The organism is Rhizobium sp. Leaf306, assembly GCF_001423425.1.
GTDB lineage: Bacteria > Pseudomonadota > Alphaproteobacteria > Rhizobiales > Rhizobiaceae > Neorhizobium > Neorhizobium soli.
Map to the genome: position 1 here is coordinate 773,155 of NZ_LMNX01000003.1, position 26,296 is coordinate 799,450.

At 60.0% G+C, this 26,296-nt stretch carries 21 protein-coding genes; 7 read left to right on the forward strand and 14 right to left on the reverse strand.

The features are described 5' to 3' along the window. Positions 1 to 5 precede the first annotated feature (5 nt). Positions 6 to 3,650: a FecR domain-containing protein gene (locus tag ASG19_RS16930; protein ID WP_244476203.1), complete on the reverse strand. Its 3,645-nt coding sequence runs from the start codon at positions 3,648 to 3,650 to the stop codon at positions 6 to 8. Positions 3,651 to 3,777: 127 nt separating this feature from the next. Here ASG19_RS16930 and ASG19_RS16935 point away from each other — a divergent pair, with 127 nt between their 5' ends. Further along, complete coding sequence (locus tag ASG19_RS16935) at positions 3,778 to 4,332, forward strand: Pycsar system effector family protein (RefSeq protein ID WP_062459905.1); 555 nt, start codon at positions 3,778 to 3,780, stop codon at positions 4,330 to 4,332. A 143-nt stretch (positions 4,333 to 4,475) separates the two neighbouring features. Here ASG19_RS16935 and ASG19_RS16940 read toward each other — a convergent pair whose 3' ends face one another. The 8 genes from ASG19_RS16940 to ASG19_RS16975 form a co-directional block, all read right to left on the reverse strand. Further along, on the reverse strand, positions 4,476 to 5,198 hold the full coding sequence (locus ASG19_RS16940) for a hypothetical protein (protein ID WP_062459907.1): 723 nt from the start codon (positions 5,196 to 5,198) through the stop codon (positions 4,476 to 4,478). After that, complete coding sequence (locus ASG19_RS16945; protein WP_062459909.1) at positions 5,198 to 6,229, reverse strand: alcohol dehydrogenase catalytic domain-containing protein; 1,032 nt, start codon at positions 6,227 to 6,229, stop codon at positions 5,198 to 5,200. Before ASG19_RS16945 ends, ASG19_RS16940 begins: the two co-directional genes overlap by 1 nt. A gap of 31 nt (positions 6,230 to 6,260) precedes the next feature. Further along, the gene (locus ASG19_RS16950) at positions 6,261 to 7,106 is read right to left on the reverse strand and encodes an ABC transporter permease (RefSeq protein ID WP_062459911.1); all 846 of its coding nucleotides are present in this window, start codon (positions 7,104 to 7,106) and stop codon (positions 6,261 to 6,263) included. Then, the gene (locus ASG19_RS16955; protein ID WP_062459913.1) at positions 7,099 to 7,866 is read right to left on the reverse strand and encodes an ABC transporter ATP-binding protein; all 768 of its coding nucleotides are present in this window, start codon (positions 7,864 to 7,866) and stop codon (positions 7,099 to 7,101) included. The genes ASG19_RS16950 and ASG19_RS16955 overlap by 8 nt, the downstream gene beginning before the upstream one ends. Before the next feature lie 43 nt (positions 7,867 to 7,909). Then, complete coding sequence (locus tag ASG19_RS16960) at positions 7,910 to 8,932, reverse strand: ABC transporter substrate-binding protein (RefSeq protein WP_062459915.1); 1,023 nt, start codon at positions 8,930 to 8,932, stop codon at positions 7,910 to 7,912. A 122-nt stretch (positions 8,933 to 9,054) separates the two neighbouring features. Further along, complete coding sequence (locus tag ASG19_RS16965) at positions 9,055 to 10,008, reverse strand: LysR family transcriptional regulator (RefSeq protein ID WP_062459917.1); 954 nt, start codon at positions 10,006 to 10,008, stop codon at positions 9,055 to 9,057. Further along, positions 9,998 to 10,906, reverse strand: coding sequence for an alpha/beta hydrolase (locus tag ASG19_RS16970; RefSeq protein ID WP_062459919.1), 909 nt, complete (start codon positions 10,904 to 10,906; stop codon positions 9,998 to 10,000). Before ASG19_RS16970 ends, ASG19_RS16965 begins: the two co-directional genes overlap by 11 nt. After that, the gene (locus ASG19_RS16975) at positions 10,899 to 11,831 is read right to left on the reverse strand and encodes a LysR substrate-binding domain-containing protein (protein ID WP_062459921.1); all 933 of its coding nucleotides are present in this window, start codon (positions 11,829 to 11,831) and stop codon (positions 10,899 to 10,901) included. Before ASG19_RS16975 ends, ASG19_RS16970 begins: the two co-directional genes overlap by 8 nt. 136 nt (positions 11,832 to 11,967) lie before the next feature. On the opposite strand from ASG19_RS16975, the gene ASG19_RS16980 reads away from it, so the two are divergent. Continuing rightward, positions 11,968 to 13,233, forward strand: a complete 1,266-nt coding sequence (locus ASG19_RS16980; RefSeq protein WP_062459923.1) for an FAD-dependent oxidoreductase — start codon at positions 11,968 to 11,970, stop codon at positions 13,231 to 13,233. Between the two features lie 144 nt (positions 13,234 to 13,377). Here ASG19_RS16980 and ASG19_RS16985 read toward each other — a convergent pair whose 3' ends face one another. Both ASG19_RS16985 and ASG19_RS16990 read right to left on the reverse strand, forming a co-directional pair. After that, complete coding sequence (locus ASG19_RS16985) at positions 13,378 to 14,340, reverse strand: dihydrodipicolinate synthase family protein (protein WP_062460494.1); 963 nt, start codon at positions 14,338 to 14,340, stop codon at positions 13,378 to 13,380. Between the two features lie 101 nt (positions 14,341 to 14,441). Beyond that, positions 14,442 to 15,146 (reverse strand): GntR family transcriptional regulator, encoded by a 705-nt coding sequence (locus tag ASG19_RS16990; protein ID WP_062460497.1) that lies wholly within the window; start codon positions 15,144 to 15,146, stop codon positions 14,442 to 14,444. 215 nt (positions 15,147 to 15,361) lie between these two features. Here ASG19_RS16990 and ASG19_RS16995 point away from each other — a divergent pair, with 215 nt between their 5' ends. After that, positions 15,362 to 16,564, forward strand: coding sequence for a Xaa-Pro peptidase family protein (locus tag ASG19_RS16995; RefSeq protein ID WP_062459925.1), 1,203 nt, complete (start codon positions 15,362 to 15,364; stop codon positions 16,562 to 16,564). A 65-nt stretch (positions 16,565 to 16,629) separates the two neighbouring features. Here ASG19_RS16995 and ASG19_RS17000 read toward each other — a convergent pair whose 3' ends face one another. The 3 genes from ASG19_RS17000 to ASG19_RS17010 form a co-directional block, all read right to left on the reverse strand. Next, positions 16,630 to 17,130, reverse strand: a complete 501-nt coding sequence (locus tag ASG19_RS17000) for a cytochrome b/b6 domain-containing protein (RefSeq protein WP_062460500.1) — start codon at positions 17,128 to 17,130, stop codon at positions 16,630 to 16,632. 440 nt (positions 17,131 to 17,570) lie between these two features. Next, complete coding sequence (locus ASG19_RS17005; RefSeq protein ID WP_062459928.1) at positions 17,571 to 19,487, reverse strand: PAS domain-containing sensor histidine kinase; 1,917 nt, start codon at positions 19,485 to 19,487, stop codon at positions 17,571 to 17,573. Positions 19,488 to 19,508: 21 nt separating this feature from the next. Next, positions 19,509 to 20,333 (reverse strand): helix-turn-helix domain-containing protein, encoded by an 825-nt coding sequence (locus ASG19_RS17010; RefSeq protein ID WP_244473959.1) that lies wholly within the window; start codon positions 20,331 to 20,333, stop codon positions 19,509 to 19,511. 39 nt (positions 20,334 to 20,372) lie between these two features. Here ASG19_RS17010 and ASG19_RS17015 point away from each other — a divergent pair, with 39 nt between their 5' ends. From ASG19_RS17015 to ASG19_RS23590, 4 genes are all read left to right on the forward strand, one after another. Further along, positions 20,373 to 21,113: a response regulator gene (locus ASG19_RS17015; protein ID WP_062459930.1), complete on the forward strand. Its 741-nt coding sequence runs from the start codon at positions 20,373 to 20,375 to the stop codon at positions 21,111 to 21,113. A gap of 936 nt (positions 21,114 to 22,049) precedes the next feature. After that, positions 22,050 to 23,246 (forward strand): acetate/propionate family kinase, encoded by a 1,197-nt coding sequence (locus ASG19_RS17025; RefSeq protein WP_062459933.1) that lies wholly within the window; start codon positions 22,050 to 22,052, stop codon positions 23,244 to 23,246. Positions 23,247 to 23,319: 73 nt separating this feature from the next. Next, entirely contained in the window at positions 23,320 to 25,725 is a 2,406-nt protein-coding gene (locus tag ASG19_RS17030; protein WP_062459935.1) for a phosphoketolase family protein, read from the forward strand. 143 nt (positions 25,726 to 25,868) lie between these two features. Next, positions 25,869 to 26,228 carry a TraR/DksA C4-type zinc finger protein gene (locus tag ASG19_RS23590; protein ID WP_082476380.1) on the forward strand — a complete coding sequence of 120 codons (360 nt, stop codon included), beginning with the start codon at positions 25,869 to 25,871 and terminating at the stop codon, positions 26,226 to 26,228. Positions 26,229 to 26,296 lie beyond the last annotated feature (68 nt).

Sequence of the window (26,296 nt, forward strand, 5' to 3'; positions counted from 1 at the left end):
GACATCTAGAAACGAACCTTCAACGTACCCTTGAAGGATCTTCCCCATGCGGGAACGCCGGCGTCGACTTCGAACTCTTCGTCGAGCAGATTGAAAGCCTCCAGTATCAGCGCCATCCGCTTGTCGAGAGGCTCCCAGGTCAGCTTGCTGTCGAGCGTCCAGTAGTCACCAAGGCCAGTCCCGGCACTGCCTATCCGCTCGCCAATGTAGTTGGCGGCCAGCGAAACCTGGACATTGGCCGGATTGACATAGGTGAGCGCCAGCTGGCCTGCCCATTCCGGGATGAACGGCAAGGATGAGCCGGCGGGCAGGCTGCCGCCTTTTTCTTCCGAATCCGCGTAGGCGATCGTGGACGAGAGACCGAAGCCGTGCCCTAAGAGAAGATTGCCTGTCAGACTCGCCCTATCGATGCGTCCCTCGCTGGTGGTGAAGGGAACGGCTGTCAGTGGAACTGCGATCTGCATGTCGCGCACGTCCTGGTGCTGGAACTCCGCAGCCGTGAAGAACCTGTCTGTCCACTCCGCATCCCACCGAAGTGCGACCGTATCGGCACGTCCTTCGGGTGCAACATCGAAAGCATTCGGCTGCAGGCCGACGACAGAGACCGGCGACAGCGTCGGCGTCGACAGATCCGTGCTGCTGCGCATCACGGCAGCGCGGAGCCACTGTCCCTCGACCGGTGACCAGGCAAGGCCGAGACGCGGCTCTAGGCGAACACCGTCAGATGCGTCGTTGCTGAGGTAGTTACCGAATACGGCGTACTCAGCCTTCAAGTTTGACTGGATCTCGTGGAGCAGATCGACATAAACGCTTGCGACGCTCGTGCAATCCGAGCTGCTGACGGTCCTAGCACCCCCGTTAAGAAGGTCTTCTAACGTCTGTGACTGGGATTCGGAGATCCAGCCTCCTTCAACACCATAGCGCCAAGTCAGATCACCCGCATTGAACGTATGGCTGGCTGCGGCAATATAAGCATTTTCTTCAAACTCATCGCTTTCCCGCGCGAATGGAAGGGTCGGGAACGGAGGTCCAAAGTCGATCTCGCTGTACCGGGTGTCATTGCGCCTTGTCCCGCTGTACAGAATGGCCGCGTTCATGACATTCTCGTAGGCGAATGTGTGGCTCCAGCCTAAGCCGCCGTTGCGGCTTCTCCCGACGATCTCATTCCTCACAAGGGGGAAGGCTCCAGAGCTTGTCACCTCTTGGTCGAAGGTGCTCTTGGCGTCGTTGTAATAGAGAACGATGCGGTCGTAATAGGTCGGACTGGTGGTCAGGAAGACATTGCCGCCGAGCACCTCCAGCTCTGTCCCGATATCCGTGATCAAGCCGGCATCGCGGGCGTCGAGTGACTTCTGCCATTCGAAATTGGCATAGTAGCTCTTCGGGTTCGGGATGTTCGTATAGCCCTGAATCTCTGCCTCGCCCGTCCCGCCGGTGCCTCCGCCCGCCGCAGTGAAGCCACCTCCGACAGATACTTCGAAGAACGGCCGGGTGAGAATGTCAAACCCGCGACTGGGAGACGAGATCAGTGTCGGCTCCAGCAGGAGCCCCTGAAGCGTTGATGAAAAGAATTGCCCGTTCGGGGCATTGTTGATGACATCCTCACCATAGAGGTAGCTGTTCGCGAAAGGGTTGACGCTGCCACGGATGCTTTCATCGATATAGGCAGCACCGGAAAATGGATCGAAGACGGCATCGCTGTAGAATTCTCCCCAGGCGTTCAGGCCTTGAAAGCGGAACGCACTGTTGAGAATCGAACCCGCCTGCTGGTTTGCGCCAAGCGACGTGTACTCACCACCGCGCGCTCGCGCACGCAGGACGTAGTCTCGCGCATGTTGGATCGCACCCGGCGCATCATACTCCGAAATGGCCACCGAGGCCCGAACCGCCGAGATGACGGGATCATTGTCATCCAGTCTATCGGCATTGTCGATCGCCTGTTCTGCAGCGACACGGTCCCCTTTCTGGTAGTAGGCCGCGCCAAGAACAATTTGCCCCTGGGCATCCGCCGGATTGGAAACAGTGCCTGCGAGCAGGTCTTCGACCGCCTTGTCGGGCTCGCCTGTCTGGAGATAGTAGCGACCTCTCGCAATCAGAACCTGATCCAGCGCCGGATCCGCAGCCATGGCAAGATCGATCTCGCGCTTCGCCTCCTTCACCCGGTTTGTGTCCAGATAGAAGATCGCCAGATTCGAGTGCGATATAGGATCGATCGGATCCAGCTCGATCGCCTTTCGAAGCGCTGCCTCTGCCTCTCGATTGGCACCCCTGGTCGAGTGTATGTCGGCGATCGCATTCCAGGTGGTGCTGCTTCCCGGCGTTACCTTCAGAACCTCGTAGAGATCTGCCAGCGCTCCGTCGTTATCGCCCTGGAACCCTGCCTTGAAATGAGATCGCGCCTCCAGCGCAGTGGGCTCATGCGGATCGAGAGACAGTGAGCGGTTTATCGCCTCCTCCGCCTGCTTGCGGTCATTCAACAACAACGCGATCCAGCCGCGATAGGCCGGAAGCGAGGGGTCGGAAGGGTACTGTCGCTCCGCTTCGCGAAGAGCCTCGATCGACGCGTTCAGGTCCTTCAGGAAACCGACCGCATAGGCCCGCAGAAATGCGGCTTCCGGTCCACCATTGCTCGGTGGCAGCGGCTCGACACGGCTTGGATCTGCCAGCGACCGTGCATAATAGCCACCCCAGAGCGCGATCGCTCTCCTGCGGGGATCGAGGCGGTGAGAAACCTGCGCGAAAAGGGCCGCCGCTTCACCGTATCGCGCTTGGTTGGCTGCGATGATGGCCTTGATCAGGATCAGCCGGTCCCGTTGGGTTGATGATAACTGCGTGCGCTCCAGCGCACCAAGCATCTCCATTGTCTTTGCCGGGCCTTCAAGCGACAACTGCGCTTCCGCAAGATCGACCAGGTCGGCGGTCGAACGCTTCGCAGGTGGAATCGCCAGAATACGATCGGCATTTCGGCGCATGTCTGCAAATGGGACCGCTGCTGGCGGCATACGCTCGAACGCTTCTCGCGGCGGAAGGTAGAACAGCATTTGTTCGCGGTCATCGGAGTCGACGATAACCACCTTGCGAGGCGCCTGACCCAAGGTGGCTGCTGCCGCCTCACCCGCACGCACGTCGACCATGCCTTGTGGATTGGCGAGTTGCACGACCCCGTCGAGAACCGTCAGCGACGTGTCGTTGCCGCTGACCGTCATGGTCCAGTCGGTCCCTCGAATAGCGGCAGCCGCTGCGGCCGTCTGGACCTGTACGCCGGGCCCTCCGCGCTCGGCCCGGGCCCAGATCGTTCCTGACTGAAGCTGCAACACCGTGTCGGAACTCGTCTCACTGGTGATCTGCTTCACGACCATCGAGGTGTTGCGGCCGAGCCTGACCTGGGTACGGTCCGAGAAAACGATGGCGAGCTGGCCGACCGCGTTCGTGCGCAGGATATCGCCGCTCATCAGGTCTTGTTTGAGATCGACGGACCGCCAGTCGGACACGTCAATAAAGCGGACTTCCTCGCCAGTCTTACGTGCGATGACGGCCCCAGCTGCAGTACCTGAGCGCGGAACGGGCTCCGCACCCGCAGGCTCAAGTGCAGCCGACAACAGAACAGCCGTCGTCAGCGACAGCACTGTTGCTGCCTTAAAAAGTTTCACTCTACAATCCGGCATCCCCCGCCGCTCCACCCTTAAGCAACTAAGTGTCGTAGTCGCCCTAGCAAGACTATTGAATAGCCGCCAGAGTCTTATTAGAGAGGATACTTTGTAAGCGGAGAATTTTCACGTGAGTGACTTTGATAGCGCACCTACGGAGATGCTTGACCTGACCATGGCGAGCGGTGAGGTGACGGAGGAGTACATAAACCACATCCGAAAGATCAACGACGTCTTCTATGACCAGATCAAGATAGCCGACCAAAAGGCCGCCTATATCTTCACGTTCATGCTGGCTTTCTTGATCTCTTCTGCGGAAGGGCGAAGTGTGTTCGACTGGGCGCTCTATGCGAAGGCAGACATTCCGGAGGCATTGCTTCGCGCCATACTGGCCTGCGCGTCAGTCTTTTCAATCATTTGCGCAATCCTCGTTGTCCTCCCCCGCAACATCCCCCGCTCGACGTCTCTCTTCTGGGGCACCTGGCCGCATCATCGCCCGCTGTTCGAGCTCGCTGCGGCGAACCGCGATGTCTCTTACCTGTTCAACGAATATCTCGATAACGCCGACATCCTGTCGCTGATCTCGCGCCGTAAGTACAAGTGCGTGTCGTTCGCCTTCCGCGGACTGGTCCTGACGGTCCTCGCCTATGTCATTCTCCTGCTGGCGACGCAGAACATCCGCTAATCCCGCCATTTGGAGGCGATGAGCGGTACTCAACCCCGGTCCTGTTCATCGTCACATCGGCACGGCTGCGGCACCCACCAAGCGACCGCGGAATCGGTCTTTCGAAAGAGGTCGATCCATTCCGTTTCTGACGTCGATTTGGATCAGGTGTGATCGCCGCTATGCCACATCGTGTTGGTGTCGATCTCGGACCGATGCGAGGGAAAGTCTTCGCCGCGGTAGCTGATCAGCAGCTTGAACAGGTCGCTGCGCAGCCTTTTGCGGGGTTCGAGACGGTGCTCGATCTGACGCGTCAATGCGGCCTGCATGACCGATAAAGCTTCGACGGAGGTTCCTTCGGCGATGATGACAACACTGACCGTATCAGGGTCGGTCGCTTCATCCTGCTCGAAAACCTCGTACACCTGGTTGGGCTCGGCGAGTACGACCTGGAAGCCCGTTATGCGGGTCTGGGTCATCAGCTGGCGCAGAATTTCTTCCATTGTCGGTATCGATGCATGGGCCTTTCCGCTTTCGACAGAATAGGCCTGCACGAGTGTTGCGCCTCCGATACCGCTTCCAGCTTTCACAGCGATCTCGCCCGGGATCCGCAGCACGCTCGAAAAATGCTGCCGCATTTTCTGAGACCAGGGCGTCGGATTTCGCACAAGATCGAGATAGGACGGCTGCTCGATCACCGCGAGACTTTCAAGCTCGTAGAGGGTGAAATAGCTCTCTTTTCCGGCTGCCGACACGTATCGACGGGCGGCACGCATGCCGGGGACCGTGAGGCGCTCGGGCACGTGCTCGAATGTGTGCCAGGCCTCGTATTCTTCGGCCATGGTGGCGGGGTAATCGTTCCAGAGCGCTAGAATGGCGGGGCTCATCAGGGCTCTCCCATGCGCAGGACGACCTTAGACGCGACCCGATCCTGCGCGGCCTGGAAACCCGTTAGCGCGTCCGACAGTGGGAGCGTGTGCGAAATCAGCTGTCGCATCAGCGGCTGATTGGCGTCAAGAAAGGCAATGACGCCGTCCCAGTCGGCAGCAGGTGCCCGGTAGGAGCCGCGGATCTGCTGATGCATGCGCACGACGGATGTGAGGTCGATTTCGGCTGGCCGAGGGTGGATGCCGACAACGGTGAAGATCCCGCGCTTCTTGAGATACGGCAGCGTCGCGCTGACGAGCGCGGGTACGCCGGCCGCCTCGATGATCGCGTCGAACGGCGCAAGGTCCGCCAGGGCGCCCGCCATGTCTGTCTTCGCCGTATCGATCAGTTGCTCGAAACCGGCCGCGCGGAGTGCATCCAGCCGCGGCCCGTCATCGCGGCCGATCACTACGACCTTGGCACCTATCGCCCGTGCCATGATGGCGATGCCCTGTCCGATGAAACCCGGACCGATCACCAGAATGGTTTGACCCGGCAGGACCTCCGCAGTCGCGACCGCCTCGGCGCAGACGGTCATCGGCTCTGTCAAAGCCGCGACATCCATGTCGAGATCGTCGGGAAGGGTGTGGCAGTTATCGTAGGGCACACACACGAACCCTGCAAATGCGCCGTTGCGGCCGATGCCGATCCCTTTGCGCGCCGTGCAATTGTCTTCGTCGCCGCGAAGGCAGGCATCGCAACGGCCGCAGGTGGTAGAGGGTCTTGCGGTCACGCGGGTGCCGATAATCGTTTCCGACAAAGCCTCCCCTACCCGTTCGATCGTGCCCGCAAACTCGTGGCCAAGGGTGACGGGCATGGCGCGCTCCATCGACTCGTAGCCCGGCGTCCACTCCGCGATGTGCAGGTCTGTTCCGCAGATGCCGGCCGAATGGACACGGACCAGAACGTTGCGCGGAGCAAGAGCTTCCGGCACGCCGATCTCGCGAAACTCCACGCCTTTGGCGGGCCGGACCTTTTGCAATGCCAGCATGGTGTCGTTCCCTTCGATAATATTTAGGTGTTTAGCCGCGCCAGCTCAGAAAGCGCTTTTCGACCTGCCCGATTACAAAATTCACGAGCAGTCCCATGACCGACAGGATGGTGACGCCGGCAAAGAGCTTTTCCAGGTCGTAGAGCGAGCCGGCCTCAAGGATGTAAGAGCCGACGCCGTACTGCGCACCGAGCATCTCTGCGGCGACGAGAAGAATGATCGCGATCGAAATCGAGACGCGCAGACCCGAAAGGATGGCCGGGAATGCCCCGGGCAGGACGATCTTGCGGACGATCGACCACCAATTCAGCCCGAAGCTCTGGCCCATGCGGATCAGCGTGCGATCGACGTTGTCGACGGCGCCATAGGTGGCAACCACGGTCGGCGTAAACGTGCCAAAAGCGATCAGTGCGTATTTCGACATTTCGTCGATGCCGAACCAAATGACGAACAGAGGAAGGAGCGCGATCTTGGGGATCGGAAACAGCGCGGCGACAAGCGGGACCAGTCCGGCGCGGACATAACTGAAAAGACCGATCAGCACGCCGACCGCTATGCCGACGCTGATGCCCATGAACGCACCGACGAAAAGCCGCTGCAGTGAAGGCAGAAGATGCTTCCACAGCAGACCCGTCTGCCAGAGCTGGACAAAGGTATCGAGGACAGCCGAGGGCCGTGGCAGCGTCAGGTTCGAGATGAACCCGCTACGGGTGCCGATTTCGGCGAGCGCGATCAGAACGACAAAGACTGCAATGCCGACGCCCTGCACCGGGATCGGTGCAAAGCCGCCACCGCGGAACGATACGGTCGATATCTTTCCTGTTTCACCCCTGCTTGATGTCTCTACAGGGCTGGAAAACGTTGTGACGTCAGACATTGACCAACTCCTTGTCGGCCGCCATGGCCTCTTCGCGCATCAGGTCCCAGAGCTGCTTCTGTTTTTCTTCCAATACGGGATCGCCGAGATGCCGATCTGACAGTGGAATGTCGATATCGACGATCTCGCGGATCCGGCCTGGTCGGCGAGACAGGACGACGACGCGGTGCCCGAGCCGGACCGCCTCGTTGAGATTGTGGGTTACATAAACCGAGGTGAACGGCTGGCGCGTCCAGAGCGAGATCAGGTCATCCATCAGCAGTTCGCGGGTCTGGCTGTCGAGGGCCGACAGCGGTTCGTCCATCAGCATGACTGCGGGACGGACCGCCAGAGCCCGGCTGATCGCCACGCGCTGGCGCATGCCGCCCGACAGTTGCTTGGGAAGGGCTTTGCGGAATTCGGAAAGGCGGGTGCGATCGAGAACATCCGTCACGATTTCGTCCATCTGACGTCCGCTCAGCCCATGGTCCTCGAGGACCAACCGGATATTGCCCTCGACCGTGCGCCAGGGCAGCAGAGCGAAATGCTGGAAGACGTATGTCAGCGGGTTGAGCGAATCTGCCGGCGGATTGCCGACCTGCAGCACGTTGCCGGAGGTCGGCCGCTCCAGGCCACCCAGGAACCGAAGCAGGGTCGACTTGCCGCAGCCCGACGGTCCGATCAGGCAGATGATCTGCCCTTGTGGAATGTCGAGCGAAATATCCTTCAGAACCTCGACGGCTCCATAGGAGTGGCTGATGTTGTTGAGCTTCAGATCCATGGGTACTCCAGGCAGGCCGCAGTGCTGCCGCGGGTTCGACCGGTCAGATGGTCTTGACGTAGGACGTATCGAACAGCTGTTCGTTGGTGATCGCGTCCTTGACCATTCCTTCGGACTTGAACCATTCGAGCTGTTCGACACAGCTTCCAAGCGACAATGCGAGGCCCTCGTTGACGCGCATGGCGCCTTCGATCAGGTTCTGCTTGGCCGTTTCGAATGGGCTGTCGCTTTCCACATATTTGTGGACGATCTTGGCCAGGGCGTCGCGCTCGGCGTCATCTGCCTTGTTGTCGACGAAGGCAGCGTTGTAGTCGGCGATCGCCCGCGAATAGGCCTTGACGAAAGACGCTGTCATGTCGCGCTCGTTGGCGGCGTTTTTGGTCGAGGTAAAGGCGGTCGTCACCTGGTAATCCGGTGCGTAGTCCGACACGAGGCCGATTTGCTTGGCAGCGCCTTCGCGGATCATCTTCTTGGCGACATTCGGCTGAATGGCCCAGGCATCGATCTGGCCCGTGGTCAGGGCGCCGACGATTGCGCCAAGCTTCTGCAGCGGACGCAGCTGGATGTCGGACAGCTTGATGTTGTTGGCTGTGGCAATCTTGTGCGCCATGAAATGGAAGGAGGATCCGGCCGTTGTGATGCCGAAACTCTTGCCGGACAGTTTCGAAGGGTCGGTGAGACCGGCCTCATAAGCCTTGTTCGACGCCAGGATGATCGCGCCGGTAACGCCCTTCTGTTCGGTCAGCGCGCCGCCGATAACCTTGATGGCGTCCTTTTGCGCGAGGCTGATCAAGCCACCGCTCATCGCGGTAACGCCGAAGTCGGCATCACCCGAAGCGATTGACACGGCCATCGGCTGCGCTGCTTCGAAGAACTTCAGTTCGATGTCCAGCCCTGCGTCCTTGTAGTAACCGCGTTCGAAGGCAATGAAGCTCGGTGCGTGGCTGGCAAGGTGAAGCACGGCGAGGTTACGGGTTGCAGCCCGCGCAGGCAGACCAAAAGCCGCAGCGCTGCCGAGTGCACCCATGCCGATGAGTGCCTGACGGCGATTCATTTGAAACTTCATGATTATCCTCCTCCAAGGACGGCGTTGCGTTACGCCAGTGCCCCTCATTGCCACTCACCGCACCAGAAGACAACAAACAATGATTATGCCTCCCATGCCTTCAGAGCATGTTATCCGGCCTCTCAGGGCAGCGGCGGCAGGGCTGACAGTCGTGCGGCGATGATCTCGATCAGTTTGCGCAGGTTGGCAGAGTGCGAGCGACGACGGTTCCACAGGACGGATATCGAGAACTGGGGTGCGTTGTGGATCGGTCGGATGACAAGATTGCTGCCAACCGGACCGAGAGTCGTGACGTAGTCGACAAGGACGATACCCATGGCTTCGTTCGCCAGCGCCAAGGCAGTGTCGGAAAAGCGCGCAACGGCACGGGTGTTGACCTTCAGTTTCTCGCGGCTGAGGAAACGATCAACGATTGTCTGATGGGCACCCCCGGCGGCAAAGCTGATGAAATCCACGTCGGCAAGATCCGCTGCATGGATGACGGGACGGGCCGCAAGGCTATGGCTCTTGGGAATGACGGCCACCAGATCGACGCGCCCGACATGTTCCCTTTCGATCAGCGGATGGTCCAGCGAAGCAATCGTCACCACCGCTTCACCGCGGCCGGTAATCAGATATTCCTCGATCTGGTCGACCGGCAGCACGTCGAAGAACAACTCGATACCCGGCACTTCGACGGAGAGCGTCCGCAGCGCCTGCGGAACCAGCGCCCGCGCCACGCTGGCCGTCGAGCCGACCCGAAACACGGCGGTTTCGCCGCGCGCGATACGGCCGATCTGCGTTCCAACACCGGTCAGCTGGCGGATCAACGGATCGATTTCCGCGTATATTTCCAGCGCCTCGGACGTCGGCACCAGCCCGTTACGATCACGGGCGAAAAGCGCGATTCCAAGCAGGTCCTCAATCCGGCGGATCGTGCGGCTGAGCGCCGGTTGCGATATGGTGAGAACCTTGGAGGCGCCGGTGATCGAACGCGCCTGCATTACCGCATGGAAAACCTCCATCTGGCGCAGGCTCAGCAATCCGTCGGTGGTGGCCGGCACCCTGTGCTGGTGGTCGTCGTTCTCAGCGGGCATCGGTGATTTTCCCAAGGAAGGCCAGCAACCTCTCGATCATCTGGTCAGCCGCCGTTTCGGGCAGCAGATGTCCGCCTGGAAGACCCTCGCATTCTACCGAGACCGCCCAGTCAGCCCAGATGTCGAGCGGCGTGCGTCCGCCACCGTAGAGCCGGCCTTGTTCGGAGAGCACCAGCACCGGCGCCTGTATCTTTCGACCGGAGTTGCGATCGGCAAGGTCGTCTGCCTCGTCCACCGACGCGCCAGCCCTGTAGTCTTCGCACATCGCATGACGGACCTCGTCACTGTCGAAGGCCATCCGGTAGTCTTCCAGCGCCGCAGGATCGATCAGGCGGATGTCGCCGGCCATCTTGGCGAGCGTCAAGTCGATAAGAAAACGCGGATCGGCCGCCATCAGCGTTTCAGGCAGCGGTGCGGGTTGCGCCAGCATGAACCAGTGCCAGGCGCCAAGCCCGAAAGCCTTGCCTGCCCCTTCCCACATTTCCGGCGTCGGCACGACGGTGACGGAAACCAGTGCGCGCACCTCCTCCTCGAAATCGAGCGCGAGCCGATAGGCAACCCTTCCGCCGCGATCGTGGCCGACGACGACGAAGCGGTCGTGCCCAAGGGCTCGCATCATCTCGTGCAGGCTCTTCGCCATCCGGCGCTTGGACCCCATATCCATGAGCGTCCCGGTGACCCGGCTATCGCCGTAACCCGGCAGGTCGGGCACGACCACGGAATAGGAAGCAGCGAGCACGGGCGCGATCCGGTGCCAGGCCGAACGGGTTTCCGGATAGCCGTGCAGCAGCAGGATGGCAGGGCCGGAGCCTGAGGTGAGGACGGCGAAATCGACATCAGCCGTCTGGACGCGACGGTCCTTGAACCCCGGGAACAGGGCGTTTGCCGGTCTACTCATCGGTTTTTGCTCCTGCTTGCGTGTTTGTCACAGCTGCCGCGATTTCTCGGAGCGCGGTTATTAGGCTGTCGACGCCTTTCTGTCTTGGACGACGGTCGCAGACGTGAACATAGGCGGAAACGCTGGCGCTGTTTTCGATCGGTATTGCCACCAACCCATGGACATCGCAGTCGATTGCCGAAAAGGCATCGAGAACGCTGATGCCGATACGTTCGGCGACGAAGGCGAGAGCGGCGTCGACAAAATGGACGTAGACCGCCGTTTTGCGCGTCTCGCCCCAGCGCTGATAGGTCTGATCGATCAGAAGACCGTGCGTCGTGGTCGCGCCAAACGAAATTAGTTGTTCGTCCGAAAGATCCGCTGGCCTGACGGACCGTCTACCTGCCAGCGGATGGCCAGCAGGCACCACGCAGACCAGGCCAGCGGTGGCGATCGGGACAGTCTGGATAACCGGATCGTTAACCTCCGCGATCGTCGCGACGCAGGCCCCTTGGCCAAAGAGGAGGTAGTCACGCACATCGCGCTGCGACAAGGAATCGCTGTAGAAAGTGCCGGCGGTGCCTTGCTGCTGCAAGCGCTTCAGTGCCTTCGGGATCAGCCGGGCGCCAAGGCTTGGCGTGGAGCCGAAGCGGAAGGTGGACGCGTCGCCCCGGGCAATCGAGTAGATGACATCGGACAGTATTTCCGACTGCTGATGAACATGCTCGACCTCGGCAAGAATGAGTTCGGCCTCCTGCGTCGGGACCAGCCGGCCGGAGATGCGGGCAAACAGCGCGATGCCGAGCTGGTCCTCCAGACGCTTGATCGCGGTCGACAGGCTGGGCTGCGAAACGCCGAGATGTCTTGCGGCAACCGTCAGCGAACCCGTCGCCATGATCGTCCGAAAAATCTCGATCTGCCGTTCCTTGAGCTTGGGGTTCGGCATCCGCCACGGGTCTCCGTCCTATAAATCCGGGTTATACCCTGGTTCGGAAACTGTATTGGCGTCAATACCCGCGGCCGCCTATCGTCGCCTTTTATGCTCGCAACCGCAGTGAGCATCATCGATTGAGAACCATAGGATGAGCATTATGCGTGGTGGTCGATATGATGTCGTGGTGGTCGGAGGCGGTGCAGCCGGCATGAGCGCGGCGGTGGCCGCATCCCGATCGGGCGCACGAGTTCTGCTCGTCGAGCGGTACGGATTTCTCGGCGGCGCAGCCGCAAATTCTCTGGTTCTCGCCTATTGCGGCTTCTACCAGAAAGGCCCCGAACCGGTCTTTGCCGTGCGCGGAATAGGTGCGGATCTCTTGCACACCCTCCGCACGCTCGGCCAGGAGGTCGCGCCGATCAGGTCGAGCAGCGGCAACTGGATCGTCATGCTGGATCCGGAGGCAATCAAGTTCGGCTTCGACCAGATGACCGACGCTGCCGGTATCGACGTGTTGCTGCACTCTCGCGTGACAGCCGTCGCAACCGGCTCGGACGGCCTGACCGCAATCACCGTGACTGACCACGCCGGTTGCTACGAGATCACTGCCGCCGGATTCGTCGATGCCAGTGGCGAGGCAGCGCTCGCATCGCTCGCCGGGTTCGAAATGACAGTCAACAGCATGGCAGGCGACAAGGTTCAGCCGGCCTCATTGCCGGTTCGCATCGGCGGAGTAGCGCCAGGGGTTTCATTCGACCGGGCGCGGATGGCAGACCTGATTGCAAGGCACAACGAGAGCGGCGATACGCAAATCCACCGTGCAGACGGGGGCGTTATGCTGCGGCTTCCGACATCGAACGACTACTGGTGGATGACGATCGACCTCGACACGGACGGTTTGAGCGGCGCAAGTCTTGGATCAGCGGAACGCCAGGCACGACGAGAAGCGTGGCGAAACCTTCAGTTGCTGCGGCAGCTACCGGGCTTTGAAACGGCCTTCATCGCAGCGACCGGACCGCAGATCGGCATCCGCGAAACGCGCCGGACACGGTCGCGCAACGATCTGACCGGTGCAGCCCTGGCAAAAGGCGAGCGGCGCGAAGACGGTATCGGCCGCGCAGCCTGGCCGATGGAGGTTCACGAGGCGCCTGGGAAAGTTCGTTTCGTCGATCTTGGGGGAGAAGGATTTGCAGACATCCCGATGGGATCGATCGAGGCTGCCGGAGCTTCCAATCTTTTCCTCGCGGGCCGCGTCGCCGGGGCCGATCAGGCAGCCTATGGTTCGCTGAGGGTGATGGGAACCGCTTTCGCAACAGGGCATGCAGCCGGCGTTGCCGCAGCATTGCGCGCCTCGAGCGCAACAGTTTCGGCCGACGACGTGCGGGCAGCGCTTACGCTCCAGGGCGCGTTGATTTGAAATCCTGCAGGTTCACTGGCGGCCGGAAATTTGCGGGACAACAATGACTTTGATCACCGCAGTGCCGGGGCCGCGTTGAGTTCAACACGGCCACGGCTTTTATCGTCGCGGAAACAGGAACCGTTTTACCCGCGAGCGCAAAGATCAGGGCTTGCAGGTCTGTACAGCGCCGGGGAGCTTGCACCAGTCGGCATACCAGGTGTCGAACAGCGTCAGCTGGGCTTCCACATAGCCGCGCTGGCTGTCGCTGAGCACGTCCGTTTCGATGAAGTTCAGCGCATATTCTGCGTCGCCCTTCAGGACCATCATGTGCTTGAAGTAGAGAACCAGATCCGGGCCTTCATCGAAGGAGGAAAGCACGCCGAGCGCTTCTTCCAGTTCCTTGGCGCGCAAGCGTGCATCGGCGTTACCCGTGGCCGCGGCTTTCGCGAGGTTGCACAGATGCAGCACTTCCCTGGGAAGAACGTTGCCGATGCCCGTAATGGCGCCGGTTGCGCCGCAATTGACGTAGCCGTGGTAGACGGCGGTATCGACGCCGATCATCAAAGAAACGTCGTCATCGCGGCTGGTGATGGTTTCGGCCGCATAGCGCATGTCGGCCGGACCGCCGAATTCCTTGAAACCAACAAGGTTGGGGTGTTCCGCGCGAAGCGCGAAAAACAGATCGGCGCGCGTGGCAAAGCCGTAATAGGGGCTGTTGTAGATGACCGCAGGCAGGTCCGGTGCAGCGGACAGGATTGCCTTGAAATGCGCCTTCTGGGCGGCGATCACAGAGCCGCGCGACAGAACCCGCGGGATGACCATGAGACCATTTGCGCCGACCTTCTGGGCGTGTGCGGCAAGCGCGACGGCAGATGCGGAGTTGATCGCGCCAGTGCCGACAATCACGGGGATGCCAGCCTCAACCAGACGCGAGACGCCTTCCATGCGCTGCGCATCTGTGAGCAGGGGCCAGTCACCCATGGATCCGCAATAGACCACTGCCGACATGCCCGTTTCGATCAACTGCTGTGCCTTACGGACCAGCGCGTCAAAATCCGGCATGCGGTCTGCGGTGCACGGTGTCATCAGCGCCGGAACGACGCCCGAAAATATGCTTGCAGTCACGGAAAGCTCCTTCGTTTCGGCGCACGGAAACGCGCCCCTGTCCCTATCGACGAGCAGCATAGCGTCTTCTTCAATCTTGTCGACAAGAAAAATACAAATACCTACAGGACAATGTCGAGCCTATCATGGCGGGTCAGCAACCGCTCGATCTGGGCTTCGATCTGCTCACTGTGAGCGCGGCCGAGCCTGTCCGCGGCCTCGACGTCTCGCGCTTCGATCGCCGCGATGATTTCCTCGTGTTCGTCCACAAAGCGGGATGGCAGCCGATCATCATAGGATTGGTAGTAGAGACGCAGCATTCTCCGCCCTTCGCCCAGCAGACGCTCGAAGAAGCGCGCATAGTATTCATTGCGGCCAGCCGCAGCGATCGCCGCGTGAAAGTCCGCATTGGTTGCGATCATGGCCAAGGCGTCCTGGGCTTCGACAGCCGCTTTGAATTCTGCCTGATGAACTCGAATGCTGTCGAGGTCACCTGCCTTATGGTGCTGCGCGGCGAGCCGCGTCGTGACCCGGTACATCAAACCCAGCGCATCGAAATAGGCGTGCATGCCGAGAAAGTCGATGTTCGACACCATGGTCGACCGGTTCGGCAGGGTCTCGATCAGCCCCTCTCCGGCAAGCCGCACCAGAGCTTCACGAATCGGCGTGCGCGACATGCCGAACCGCGTTGCCAGTTGCACTTCGTCGATCGCACTTCCGGGGGCGAGGCGAAGATCAAGGATTTCATCCCGCAAGAGGTCATAGACCTGCCTCGCGCCGGACCCCCTCTTGCGCTCCAGCGCATGATTTTGATTGCTGTCGTCCATGCCGGCACCCACAAAGTTTTTATCTGTCATTCATGCACTACTGCATCCTCTCCTCGTCGTCAGCCCGTCCGGCAATTCGAACGAAAGTCTTGACGACCGTCGCCAGCAGCATATTCATCGCCAAACGCTACCGCTACGCCAACTGCGCACGCTCAAAGATCTCACCCCTCGCGTAGGCCCCGCCGGCCGAACAGCGCTTTCAGGAAAGTCCCAGCATGAGTGCCCCTGCCTACATATCGTTCGAACAGTCGCTTGCCGGTTTTGACAATATTGCTGCCGCGGTTCCGCCGATCTCGAAGGAGGAACTGAACGCGCGCATAGCCAAGCTGCAGGGGCTGATGCGCGACGGAGGCGTCAAGGCGGTCTATCTCGATACATCGACGAGCCTCACCTATTTTACCGCCATGACGCTCGGGGCGAGCGAACGCATGCATGGTGCGATCATCCCTTCGCGCGGCGCTCCGATCTATATCAGCCCCGCCTTCGAGGAGCCGAAGACCCAGACGCTAATCACGATCCCCGGCGAGATCGCGGTCTGGGAGGAGCATGAGGATCCGGCCCGTTTGGTCGCTGACCTGATCTGCAGCCTTGCCGCAGACGGGAACATTCTGGCCTTCGATTCGGCGACGCCATTCGCATTTTCCAGCCCGATCACCACGCATCTCGGCGACCGCCTGACGGTTACCGGCGCCAAGGACTTGATTGCCCAGTGCCGGCAGATCAAGTCGGCGAACGAGATCGCGATCATCCAGGCCGCGATGACCGCGAGCCTTCGTGTTCACAAGGCCGTCTGGGAAGGTCTCTACGAGGGCGTGAAGACAACGGAAGTCACCGATTTCATTGCCGCTGCGCATGCCAAGCTCGGTATGAAACACATCTTTGCCGCTGCGCAGTTCGGCGAAGCGACCGCCTATCCGCACGGCGTTCCCTACGCGCAGACGCTGAAGGCGGGCGACATGGTGCTGATCGATCTCGGCGCGCATATCCACCGCTACTGCTCTGATATCACCCGCACTTATGTCTTCGGAGAGCCGACGGAACGCCAGCGCGAGATCTGGTCGCTCGAACAGAAAGCCCATCGCGCCGCCTTTGACGCGGCAAAGATCGGGATCGCCTGCGAAGAGGTTGATTTTGCCGCCCGCAAGGTGCTGACCGATGCCGGCTACGGTCCCGACTATCAGGTTCCCGGCCTGCCGCACCGGACCGGACACGGGCTCGGCATGGACATGCACGAAGACCCCTACATCGTTCGCGGCAACAAGACACCTCTTGCTCCAGGCATGGTGTTTTCCGACGAACCGATGTTGGCACTCTACGGGGAATGCGGCGTCCGCCTGGAAGACATCATCTACATGACCAAAGAGGGGCCCGCCTTCTTCACGCAGCCGTCGTCCTCTCTCGAGCGGCCGTTTGATTGACGAGGCGAGTCTATCCGAGGGCGTGAGCCGGGGCCGGCGTCACCTGTGTCGGCCGGCGAAGCCTTCTAGCCAGTCGTCATCCTGCGCAGAACATTTGTTTTCCAATAGAACTGGTGGACAAGAGCGCCCAGCACATGGCCGGAGATCAGCACCCATAAGGCGACTTTGAGGACATCGGCATGCAGTTCCCCTGCACTGCCGTAGCCAAGATAGTATGCAGCCATGCCAGTCAGCGGCATTGCGACGAGCAGAATGTAGAGCGCGGCATGCGCGGCTGTGGCAGCCATCCGAAAAATCGGGGGTTCCTGCGGCGGGGATGCCGGAACGCCACGGGTGAAGCGGAGGATCAGGCGAAGAACGACGAGAGCCAGAATAGAAACGCCCACATAGGCGTGAATATTGGCACTTGCCACTTGGTCGGCAGAGGCCATCCCGTCTCGCTCCATACTCCGGTTCCAGTCGCTCATGCCATCGGGCAGGACGAGGTTGAAAGTGACGAGCGCAGCGGTAAGCCAGTGCAGGACGCGTTGAGATACGGAAAATGATAGAGGTCTAGACGTTGTCATTGGTGATCCTTCCATCGTGGTTGTCTCAGACGTCGCATGGGGCGATCGGATGGTGAGCGTCGACGGGGCATTGGGTTTGATCATCGAGATCGCCTGGTGCGGGGACTTCAGCTTCACACGCACCGTTTCATTCCTTCGGTTGTCAGGATGATCGACTAGAGGCCGAAGCTGACATTGAACTGAAGGCGCTCAGGGTCATTTCCCAACGCCTGCCTCCGCTGCCATGACGCGGTCTCGAAGCGTTTTGCGATTGCATCAGGTAGAGAGACCCAGCCGCCACGACGTCCCGTTCCGGACGGCCCGAACACCGTGCCGGTCGCCGTGGAAAGCTTCATCCGCGGGAGCCGTTGCGGTCACGGATATAATTACACGGGGTGAAAGACCGATCATTCAAAGCGTATGCGAAAGCAGAAGAAAAACAGACGCCGTGTTCAGGGGAGTCAATCCAAAAGTTCGCGTAAGACCGTCGCGAGCTCCCGAGCAGTATGTGGTTTCCGCAACCATCGTCCTGACTGAGCCAGTTTTTTACCTGCGATGGTTGGCTCGGCGTATCCGGACGTGAACAGAACCTTTATCGTCGGCTTTGCCATCCTCACTTGATCCGCAAGCTCGTTGCCTGTCATGCCGCCTGGCATGACGATGTCGGTAAAGAGGAGCGAGATGTCATCGTGCTTTTGGAGAAGTTCGAGCGCCTGAATTCCAGTTGCTGCTTCGATGATTTGGTAGCCGAGGTCTGCAAGCCGTGCGACCACCACTCGACGCACCCTCGGATCGTCTTCGACGACCAAAAGCTTTTCCCGGCCTCGGGGCAACGGAGCGGTTTCTGCCGTGTCGAAATGCGTGATCTCTTCGTCAGCTTTTGACCGGGCGGAAGGCAGAAAGAGCCGGACGCTCGTTCCCTGCCCGGGCTCGCTGTAGAGCTGGATGTTTCCACCGGATTGCTTGGCAAAACCGTAGACCATACTCAAACCCAGACCTGTCCCGGCACCAAGGCCCTTCGTTGTGAAGAACGGGTCAAAAGCCTTCTCGCGAACCTCGGCCGTCATTCCCGAACCCGTGTCCGTTACTGAGATCAAGACAAAGTCACCAGTCCTTACCGACGGATAGGTTTTCGCGTAGTCAGCATCGAGTTTGACGCTGGAGATATCGATCGTCAGCCTTCCGCCTTTTGGCATAGCGTCGCGCGCATTTATCGCCAAATTCAGGATGGCATTCTGGAGCTGCGATCCGTCGACCGAAGCCTCGATGGCCGCGCCTGATATAACCGTGCGAAGCTCAACGGCTTCTCCAAGGGTTCTGCGTAACAGGTCCGAAAAGCCGCCGACGAGTTGCCCTATATCCACCGTTCTCGGATTGAGGCTTTGACGCCGTCCGAATGCGAGAAGCTGGCTTGTCAGTTTGGCACCGTCATCTGCCGCGCTTTGCGCCTCACGCAGAAGCACTCGAAGCTTTGGATCCTCAAGCTTGTTATCGATCATTTCCAGATTGCCGCTGACCACGGTCAGGAGATTGTTGAAATCATGAGCCAAACCGCCAGTCAGCTGGCCGATGGCCTCCATCTTCTGCGATTGGCGCAGTTCTTCCTCGATCTTGTGTCGGCTCGTCAGGTCCCGGATGAAGCCCGTAAAGATCCGCTTGTTGTGGGTTGCTGCTTCGCCCACCGAAAGCTCCATCGGAAAGGTCGAGCCGTCCTTGCGTCGTCCGGTCACAACCCGGCCATATCCGATAATGCGCCGTTCGCCGGTCGTCAGGTAATTGGAAATGTAGCTATCGTGCGCCGCGCGGTCGGGATCGGGCATCAAAACCTTGACATTCAGTCCGCAGACTTCTGCTGCCTTGTATCCGAACAGCCGTTCCGCAGCCGCGCTGAACGATGAAATGATGCCCGCTTCATCAATGACGACCATCCCGTCAGGAACGGTATCCAGGATAGAAAGCTGGTGGGCCTCGCGCTCGGCGACGGTTTCCTGCATCACTTTCATCGCCGTGACATCGTTGTTTGTCTGGACCACGACCTGCTCGGCCGAGCCCAGCGGCGACAGAAGAACCCAGTGGGTCGCAATGAAGAGAGGGCGGCCATCCTTGTGGTGATGGATGACTTCGCCGCTCCAAGACTGCGCAGCCAAGAACCGGTTTCGTTGTTCTTCAACAGATTCAGGGAACTGCGTGCCGAGAAGCTCGTGAACCTCTTGGCCAACGGCCTCGATGCGTGACCATCCGTAGAGGTTTTCGCATCCTGCAGTCCAGCTGCGGATGATACCATCCGTTCCGTGAACAATGATGTTTGCCGCATCCAGCAAGCCTGTAACAGCAGAAAGCTGTCGTTCGAGCTCATCTCGACTGCCTCTATATGACATAGCTTTCCCATGATCGCACGCTCAGTGGGACCGTCCCCCGCGGACGATCGTTAACCGGGGCTCGCGGGAACGATCATCTTCATCTCCGGCCATCTGCGCAAGCAGAACCGGACGGCAGATCGTTATCGCGTTTCGAGCCGCCACACCGTCGATTTGGATGGCACCCTTGCCGATGAGCTTTGTCATGGTGCGCGAGACTGTTTCGATTGTCAGTCCAAGGTAATCGGCTATGTCCTGCCTCCCCATGGGAAGCTCCAGCGTGGTCCGGTTGCCTGAGGAAGCCGCTTGGCGCCGGAGTGTCGCCAGCAGAAAGGAACAAAGGCGTTCCTCCGCGTTCTTGGATGACAGGAGCACCATCTGATCCTGCGCTGCCGCCATCTCGTCGGAGACCAGAGCGAAGAGCTGTGGGCGCAAGTGATCACTCTCGGTCACCGCTGCATCGAACCGGCGTCGTGACAATCGCCTCAGGGTTACAGACGTCACCGCCTCGGCACTGTAGAGATAACGCCCGCCAAGCGAGATGCCGACGATATCGTTTGGATAGAGGAAGCCGGTAATCACCCGCCGTCCGTCGGCGATGATCCGAAAAATTCTCAACGTACCTTCGAGAATTTCGAAAACATCGACCGCATCGTCGCTCTCAAAGAAAAGCGCTTTTCCCGCTGTCAAATGTTCAAACGGCTGCTTGCAGAACAGGCTGTGAAGGCTGGTTTGGTGATGGACTGCGTGAAGAGCAGTCGTCCCACTTTCATAATTCTGAGTTGTACTGAGCATAACCGTGCCTCCAATCTCGATGCGCGCAGTTGACTCGCGTGGCGTGACGGGCGGATGCTGTTTCCGTGACAATCTATGGAATTGCGTAACACATTGTAACAGGAGGGGATAATGGCGCGGCAAAATCCTGCGACAGCTCACATCCTCATCGTCGATGATGATGTGAGGATCACTCAAATGTTGAAGCGATATCTCAACGAAGAGGGCTATTTAACCAGCGAGGCCAAGGATGGTGAGGAGATGCGCCTGCAACTTGCGCACACACAGGTCGATCTCATCCTGCTGGACGTCTCTTTGCCCGGAGGGGCCGATGGTTTTGATCTTGTTCGGGAGGTGCGAGCGGCGTCCGATACCCCGATCATCATGCTGACCGGTCGAAATGACGTTGTGGACCGGATCATCGGGCTTGAGATGGGCGCCGACGACTATCTCGCGAAGCCGTTTAACCTCAGGGAGCTGCACGCCAGGCTGAAAGCCATTCTTCGCCGGCGAAACGTGCAACCTCCCGAGCAGGAAGAGACCGACAAGATCGTCCATTTCGACCGCTGGGCTCTGAACCTTACGCGACGCGAGCTGTCATCAGCGGATGGCGAAGGTATCCATCTGACAACAGGCGAATACGACCTCCTCGCTGCCTTTGTGGCCCATCCAGGACGCGTGCTGTCGCGAGATTTCTTGCTAGAGGAAACAAAAGGGCGCCATCTCGATGCCTATGATCGGGCAATCGACGCTCAAATCGTCCGGATCCGGCGCAAGGTGGAGATCGACCCCAAACAGCCGCAAATCATTCGCTCCATCCGGGGCGTCGGCTACATGTTCGCCGCACGCGTCAGCGCGGCGAAGGTTGCTTAGAGGGCGATAGGTCATACGTTAAACCGGCCCGCGGTACCTTGAAAGTCGAGGTGTCGCCCAGAAGCCAGTGGTCGGTTTTGGCGACGGGCCAGACGTGGATGCGATTGCATCCTTCCTCTGCAGCGCGGCGTTTCGCATACTCCAACAAGCGCCCTGCCACGCTGTGCTCATTGAGGAGACTTACGGACGCGAGAACAGGAACTTCCAGCTGTTTGCTCAAGCCACTTTGCGGGCTGACAAATACCAGGGAAATCCCGCGGACAACCCCTGCCGGGTCGATTACAGTAAGCCAATTTCTCCGGAGGTCTTCTGTGGAAGTCGCTGCCTGCCACTCGGCAAGAGCAATGTTCGGAAAGAGATGCCGAACGATTGCGTAAGCACGAGCAACGTCCGAGGCTCGAAGCGCACTGACCGTATAGTCCGCATCCATCTCCATCCCCCCATTGCACCGTTAATCTTTGGTGGACCGGCTGAGCCTGCATTGACGGCGGTCAACGCAACGACTGCAGATGTCGAAGGGTCAGCGCGGGTGAAGAAAGACGCAATATGGACGCTGAAGCGCCTTCTTCAGCGCGTAGCGTGAGGATCGAAGGAGAGCGCAAGGATGTGCTTATCCATTCGCCCGATGAACCTGGAAGGCATGCCTGCTCGGAAATCAGGCGACGGTCTTCAACTGGACCTCTGCCAACATCCGCTGCGCCACAAACGCCTGACCCACAATGGCTCGACGATCAACGCCCCGTTGCATTGCGCTTTATCAATGAGAGCCGCACCATTCCGGGTGAAAGAGTTACCGGAGGCGAGCCACCGAGAACGACCGTTTTGAACACGCGGCCCCAAAGCCCAGCCATGCGGTCGCAGGACTACTGAATGATTGCCATTACAGCGCCGTGTCGAGCCGCGGGCTGCAAGAGGACGTGAAACAAGGACGCCTTTATGACGGACAAGCTTCTCCTCACCTTCAATGCCGGATCTTCATCCGTGAAAATCGGCATCTTCAGAGTGGACGGTGAAAGGCCTGAGCGGATCGGCAAAGCCGTGGTCGATTTTGCAAGCGACCCCGTGTCGCTGCATCTGAAGGAAGGTCCGGCGCAGTTCGAACTGTCGCTGGAAGGCGCTTCCGGCGACGATCTTGCCGGCCTGATGGACAAGGTGTTCGGGGAACTGAGTGCCCATTTCGATCTCGACGCCGTCACCTCCGCCGGTCACCGCATCGTCCATGGCGGCGACGTCTTCGACGGTCCCGTGGAACTGACGACCGCGACTGCTGCGAAGGTTCGGTCGTTGACGGCACTTGCGCCACTCCATCAGCCCCAGGCGCTACGGATGATCGAAGCCGTCCGGCACCTGCGCCCTGATCTGTTCCAGACCGGTTCCTTCGATACGACTTTCCATGCGACACAGTCCGACCTCGTGCGGCGTCTCGCAATTCCGCGCGCCTATCATGACGAGGGTATCAAGCGGTACGGCTTCCATGGACTGTCCTATCGCTACGTCGCCGGTGCACTGGCCGCCAAGGCGGCCGGTATTGCGGACGGCAAGGTCATCATCGCCCATCTGGGAAGCGGCGCCAGCCTCTGCGCCATCGAAAACGGTCTCAGCCGCGATTCCAGCATGGGCTTTTCGACGCTGGACGGAATCCCGATGGCAACGCGACCCGGCTGGCTTGATCCCGGTGTGCTGCTGCATTTTCTGGGGCCGCTCGGCAAGTCGGTCGAAGACGTGGAGGACATGCTCTACCACAAGTCCGGCCTGCTGGGTGTTTCAGGCCTTAGCGGCGATACGCGCGAGCTCCTGGAGAACGACAGTGAAGAAGCGCGGGAGGCAATCGATCTCTTCACACTGAGGATCACCGGCGAGGTCGGGAGGCTTGCATCCACGCTCGGCGGGCTCGACGGCCTCGTCTTCACCGCCGGCATTGGCGAGAACCAACCGGAGATCCGCAGGCGTATTGCAGACCAGCTTTTGTGGCTGGGCGTAGAGCTGGACGGTTCGGCCAATCAAAACAACGCGCTCACGATCAGCACCGCGGCAAGCCGCGTTGCCCTTCATGTCATCGCTACGGATGAAGAACAGATGATCGCGGAGGAGTGCCTGTCCGTTTTTCGCGCGGGGGAAAATCCCGCCACCTGACGGCACCCCGGAGGCGTCGCTCCCAGTCACGACAGTAATTTTCGATCACTCGCCCTTTCGAAGGAGCAAGAAGATGCAGCTACGTAACAACCTGCCCGTCACGCCTGAGATCAGCACCGAGGAGCTGACGCTCATCGACCGCTATTGGCGGGCGGCAAACTATCTCTCAGTCGGGCAGATTTATCTTCTCGACAACCCACTGTTGAAGGAGCCCTTGAAGCCGGAGCATATCAAGGCACGGTTGCTCGGCCACTGGGGCACGACGCCCGGCCTCAACTTCATCTACTCGCATCTCAACCGGATGATCCGCAACCGCGATCTCAGCATGATCTATGTCTGCGGTCCCGGCCATGGCGGTCCCGGCATGGTGGCGAGCACCTATCTCGAGGGCACCTATAGCGAAATCTATCCGGACATCTCCGAGGATGCCGAAGGTATGCGGAAACTGTTCCGGCAGTTTTCCTTCCCTGGCGGCATTCCGAGCCATGCGGCCCCGGAAACCCCGGGCTCGATCCATGAAGGCGGCGAACTCGGCTACGCTCTGGTGCACGCCTATGGCGCAGCGTTCGACAATCCGAACCTCATCGTCGCCTGCGTCGTCGGCGATGGCGAGGCAGAGACCGGACCGCTTTCCGCAAGCTGGCAGTCGAACAAGTTCCTGAACCCCGCCCGCGACGGTGCGGTGCTGCCGATCCTGCATCTGAACGGCTACAAGATCGCCAACCCAACGCTTCTCGGCCGCATGACCGACGAAGACATCGAACACCTCTTCCGCGGACACGGCTACGAACCGTTTTTCGTGGAGGGCCATGAGCCTGCCGATATGCACCGGCAGATGGCTGCGGCATTCGAGACGGTTTTCGATCGCATCCGCACGATACAGGCCGAAGCCCGCGACGGTGCGGTGTCGGAAGGCTTCCCACGCTGGCCGATGATCGTGTTTCGCAGCCCCAAGGGCTGGACGGGACCAAAGGAAGTCGACGGCAAGAAGGTCGAGGGTTTCTGGCGCGCTCATCAAGTGCCGGTCTCCGGCTGCCGTGAGGACGACGGGCATCGCAAGGTCCTCGAGGACTGGATGCGGAGCTACCATCCGGACGATCTGTTCGACGCCAACGGCCGGCTGAAAGAGGAATTGCAGGCGCTATCGCCCGGCGGCGAACGCCGCATGGGTGCCAACCCCCACGCCAATGGCGGCCTTTTGCGCAAGGAACTCATCGTTCCCGACATCCGCGACTACGCGGTTCCCGTAAAGACGCGGGGCGCCGACATGGTGCAGACGACGGAGATCCTCGGGAAGTATCTGCGCGACGTGATGAAGCGCAACGACGCGAATTCGAACTTTCGCATCTTTGGCCCGGACGAAACGGAATCGAACCGGCTCGGAAATGTCTTTGAGGTCACCGACCGCGTCTGGATGGAGAAGATCGAGCCCTACGACGTGCATCTGTCCCGTGACGGCCGTGTGATGGAGGTGCTTTCAGAGCATCTTTGCCAGGGCTGGCTGGAAGGTTATCTGCTGACCGGCAGGCATGGCCTCTTCTCCTGCTACGAGGCCTTCATCCACATCATCGATTCGATGTTCAACCAGCACGCCAAGTGGCTGAAAGTGTCCAGTGAACTGCCATGGCGCAAGCCCGTCTCCTCGCTCAACTACCTGCTCACCTCGCATGTCTGGCGGCAGGACCATAACGGCTTTTCCCACCAGGACCCGGGCTTCCTCGATCTCGTTGCCAACAAGAAGGCGGATATCGTGCGCATCTACCTGCCGCCGGACGCCAATACTCTGTTGTGGATCGGCGACCACTGCCTGAAGACCTGGGACCGCGTCAACGTGATCGTTGCCGGCAAACAGCCTGAACCGCAATGGCTGACTATGGACGAAGCGATCCGGCATTGCGAGGCCGGCATCGGCATCTGGGACTGGGCTGGCAACGAGGACGGTGCGGTCGAACCCGACGTGGTGATGGCCTGCGCCGGTGACGTGCCGACGCTCGAGACGCTGGCGGCGGTTTGCCTGCTGCGGGACGCGATCCCGGAACTCAGCATCCGCGTCGTCAATGTCGTCGACCTGCTCGCCCTGCAATCGCAGGACCAGCATCCCCATGGTCTCTCAGACGAGATGTTCGATCGTCTGTTCACCACCGACAGGCCGGTGATCTTCGCCTATCACGGTTACCCCTACCTCATCCACCGGCTGACCTACAAACGCACCAACCACCAGAACATCCATGTTCGAGGCTTCATCGAAGAAGGCACGACGACAACTCCATTCGACATGACGGTGCTGAACGAACTCGATCGCTTCCATCTCGCGATAGAGGCGATCGAACGCGTACCCGGTTTGAAGGACAAGGCAGGCAGCGTGATCGCGATGCTTGAGGACAAGCTGGCGGAACACACACGCTATGTCCGCGAACATGGCGAGGACATGCCGGAAATTCGCGACTGGAAATGGAAAACCTCCAAGACGGTTGGATAAAAGGCCGGACATCAAACGAAGCAGCCCGACCTATCACGCTCGGGCTGCTTTGAGCGGAAGCACCAAGTCCCCTTGACCACGATCAATGCCCTTTCCTGCGAGTGGAAGACTATCCGGTCTCACACTCAAAACTCGGGGACACGATGACGACATTCTCATTTGAGCAGCGGCAGCAGCGCGAGACGAAGTTCAAGGCGATCCTCCTCCAACGCCAGCAGTATCTGCAAACACGCCTCGAAAAAATCGAGCATGACTTTGAACAACCTCGTAATCGCGACGACGACGATCGTGCGGTCGAACGCAACAACGACGAGGTTCTGGATGAGCTCGGCGAGGCGGGGCAAACGGAGCTGCTGGCGATCGAGGCCGCCCTTCACCGGGTAAAGGAAGGCACTTTCGGTATCTGCGCCAAATGCGGCAATGCCATCAGCGACCAACGTCTCGACGTCGTCCCGCACACGCCGTTCTGCCAATCCTGCGCACACGCGCTTCAGCATCTCTAGACAGCCCTATGGCGGCGTTACGGGCGACGGCGTGAATTCCGGCGGTGGCTGCGTCTCGGGCGCCTTGC

Excerpts from the sequence above, each read along its gene's own strand:
- ASG19_RS17005 (WP_062459928.1), bottom strand. The coding sequence starts at position 19,487 with ATGTCATATAGAGGCAGTCGAGATGAGCTCGAACGACAGCTTTCTGCT.
- ASG19_RS16995 (WP_062459925.1), top strand. The coding sequence starts at position 15,362 with ATGAGTGCCCCTGCCTACATATCGTTCGAACAGTCGCTTGCCGGTTTT.
- ASG19_RS16955 (WP_062459913.1), bottom strand. The coding sequence starts at position 7,866 with ATGGATCTGAAGCTCAACAACATCAGCCACTCCTATGGAGCCGTCGAG.
- ASG19_RS16945 (WP_062459909.1), bottom strand. The coding sequence starts at position 6,229 with ATGCTGGCATTGCAAAAGGTCCGGCCCGCCAAAGGCGTGGAGTTTCGC.
- ASG19_RS16950 (WP_062459911.1), bottom strand. The coding sequence starts at position 7,106 with ATGTCTGACGTCACAACGTTTTCCAGCCCTGTAGAGACATCAAGCAGG.
- ASG19_RS16970 (WP_062459919.1), bottom strand. The coding sequence starts at position 10,906 with ATGAGTAGACCGGCAAACGCCCTGTTCCCGGGGTTCAAGGACCGTCGC.
- ASG19_RS16990 (WP_062460497.1), bottom strand. The coding sequence starts at position 15,146 with ATGGACGACAGCAATCAAAATCATGCGCTGGAGCGCAAGAGGGGGTCC.
- ASG19_RS23590 (WP_082476380.1), top strand. The coding sequence starts at position 25,869 with ATGACGACATTCTCATTTGAGCAGCGGCAGCAGCGCGAGACGAAGTTC.
- ASG19_RS17015 (WP_062459930.1), top strand. The coding sequence starts at position 20,373 with ATGGCGCGGCAAAATCCTGCGACAGCTCACATCCTCATCGTCGATGAT.
- ASG19_RS16975 (WP_062459921.1), bottom strand. The coding sequence starts at position 11,831 with ATGCCGAACCCCAAGCTCAAGGAACGGCAGATCGAGATTTTTCGGACG.
- ASG19_RS16940 (WP_062459907.1), bottom strand. The coding sequence starts at position 5,198 with ATGAGCCCCGCCATTCTAGCGCTCTGGAACGATTACCCCGCCACCATG.
- ASG19_RS16965 (WP_062459917.1), bottom strand. The coding sequence starts at position 10,008 with ATGCCCGCTGAGAACGACGACCACCAGCACAGGGTGCCGGCCACCACC.
- ASG19_RS17000 (WP_062460500.1), bottom strand. The coding sequence starts at position 17,130 with ATGACAACGTCTAGACCTCTATCATTTTCCGTATCTCAACGCGTCCTG.
- ASG19_RS17030 (WP_062459935.1), top strand. The coding sequence starts at position 23,320 with ATGCAGCTACGTAACAACCTGCCCGTCACGCCTGAGATCAGCACCGAG.
- ASG19_RS16980 (WP_062459923.1), top strand. The coding sequence starts at position 11,968 with ATGAGCATTATGCGTGGTGGTCGATATGATGTCGTGGTGGTCGGAGGC.
- ASG19_RS17025 (WP_062459933.1), top strand. The coding sequence starts at position 22,050 with ATGACGGACAAGCTTCTCCTCACCTTCAATGCCGGATCTTCATCCGTG.
- ASG19_RS16960 (WP_062459915.1), bottom strand. The coding sequence starts at position 8,932 with ATGAAGTTTCAAATGAATCGCCGTCAGGCACTCATCGGCATGGGTGCA.